At 75.2% G+C, this 1,838-nt stretch carries 1 pseudogene; it reads left to right on the plus strand.

The annotated features are described in order from the left end of the window. Positions 1-75: 75 nt before the first annotated feature. Positions 76-1,838, plus strand: a pseudogene (locus ABZ281_RS47955) (bacterial transcriptional activator domain-containing protein); the annotation flags it as partial.

Here is a 1,838-nt window from a genome sequence, read left to right on the forward strand (position 1 = left end):
AAAAGGCCTCCGCCGACACCGCCGCCTCCGACTCCGCCTCCTCCGACGGCACCGACACCACCGCCCGCGTGCTGGGCCCTCCTCGCAGCCCCCCTCCTCGCCGCCGGTCTCCTCGGCGCCCTGGGCAGGCGGCGCCGGCAGGCGCTGTGGCAGTCGGCGTTCGGGGCCGTCGGCGGACGCCGCGGCATGGAGCCGCCCACGCCGAGCGGCGACGCGCAGGACGTCCAGGACGCGCTGCTCGTCGGCGCCGACCCCGAGGGCGTACGGCTGCTCGACCGGAGCCTGCGCGGTCTCGCCGCCTCCCTCGCCGAGGAGTCGCGCGCACTGCCGGTCGTCTACGCGGCCTGGCTCAGCAACGGCGACCTGCACCTCCAGCTCGCCCAGCCCGCCGGGAAACCCCCGGCCCCCTGGCAGCAGGGGCAGGACCAGACGTTCTGGATGCTGTCCCGGACCGACGCCGAGCGCTACGAGGACGTCGACACCGCCGCGCCCTACCCGGGTCTCGTCAGCCTCGGCACGATGGACGACTCGCGGCTGCTGCTCAACCTGGAGGCCGTGCCCGGCATCGTGTCGCTGAGCGGCCGGGAGGCCGACCGGGCCGCCGTCTTCGCGTCCGTCGCCGCCGAGTTGGCGACCAACGGCTGGTCCGACCGCATGACCATCACGCTCGTCGGGTTCGGCGAGGACCTCACGCCCCTCGCCCCGAACCGGATCCGTCACCTCGAGGACATCGAGGCGCTCGTCGAGACCATGGAGGCCGAGACGCGGCAGCGGCGCGGAGCGCTGGGCGCCGCCGGCCACGACTCCGTCCTCACCGGGCGCACCGGTCCCGCCCAGCACACCCGTTGGGCCCCGCACCTCGTCCTGCTCGCCGCCCAGCCGTCCGCCGAGGACGCCGTCACGCTCGCCGAACTGGCCGCCGACGCCGGCCGTCTCGGCATCGGCTACCTGGTCGGCACCGAGACCGGCGATCTGCCGGGCGCCGCCTGGGAGATGGAGATCACCGGCGAGGGCAAGCTGCTCGCGCCCCTCCTCGGGCTCGAACTCGACGCGCAGCTGCTGCCGGTCGCCCAGCAGCGGGCCGTGGTCGAGCTGTTCGTCGAGGCCGACCCGGAGCGCGACACCGGCGGGCCCGCGACCACCCCGCCGTTCCTCGTCGACATCAGCGAGCAGGGGCGGCCGGCCGTGTACGCGCGGCTCGTCGGGCCGTACGAGATCATCGGCCTGGACACCCCGGACGGGGAGCGCAGCGCGCTGTTGCACGAGGCGCTCGCCCTGCTGCTCCTGCACCGCGAGGGCGTCCACCCGCGGGTGCTGTCCTCCGCGCTGTGGCCGCGCGGCGTCACCGACGACGTGCGCGGCGCCCTGCTCGACCGGCTGCGGATCTGGCTCGGCACCGATCTCGACGGCACGCCCCGCCTCGGCAGGGACGCGAGCGGGCGGCTCACCCTCGCCAAGACGGTCGTCTCCGACCTGGACGTGCTGCGCTCCCTCTACCACGAGGCCACGCAGGGCAAGGGCGTCGGCAGCCGGGCCGTGCGCGGGCGGCTGCTCACCGACGCGCTCGTGCTGGTGCGCGGGCCGCTGCTCGCCGACCGGCCCGAGGGGCGCTACCGGTGGCTCACCCACGAGATCGTCGACGCCCAGCTGCCGCTGCTCGTCGCGGACACGGGCCTCGCGCTGTGCGAGTTCCACATGGAGAAGAACCGCGCGGAGAAGGCCATCGAGGCCTTGCAGGCAGCGCTGCGTACCGCTCCGGCCGACGAGCGCCTGTGGCACGAGCTGCTGCGCGCGACCCACTCCACCGGCGACTCGGAGCGGCTGACCGGACTTGCCAC

The sequence above is a fragment of the Streptomyces sp. NPDC006265 genome (assembly GCF_040613555.1).
In the GTDB taxonomy this organism is placed as follows: domain Bacteria; phylum Actinomycetota; class Actinomycetes; order Streptomycetales; family Streptomycetaceae; genus Streptomyces.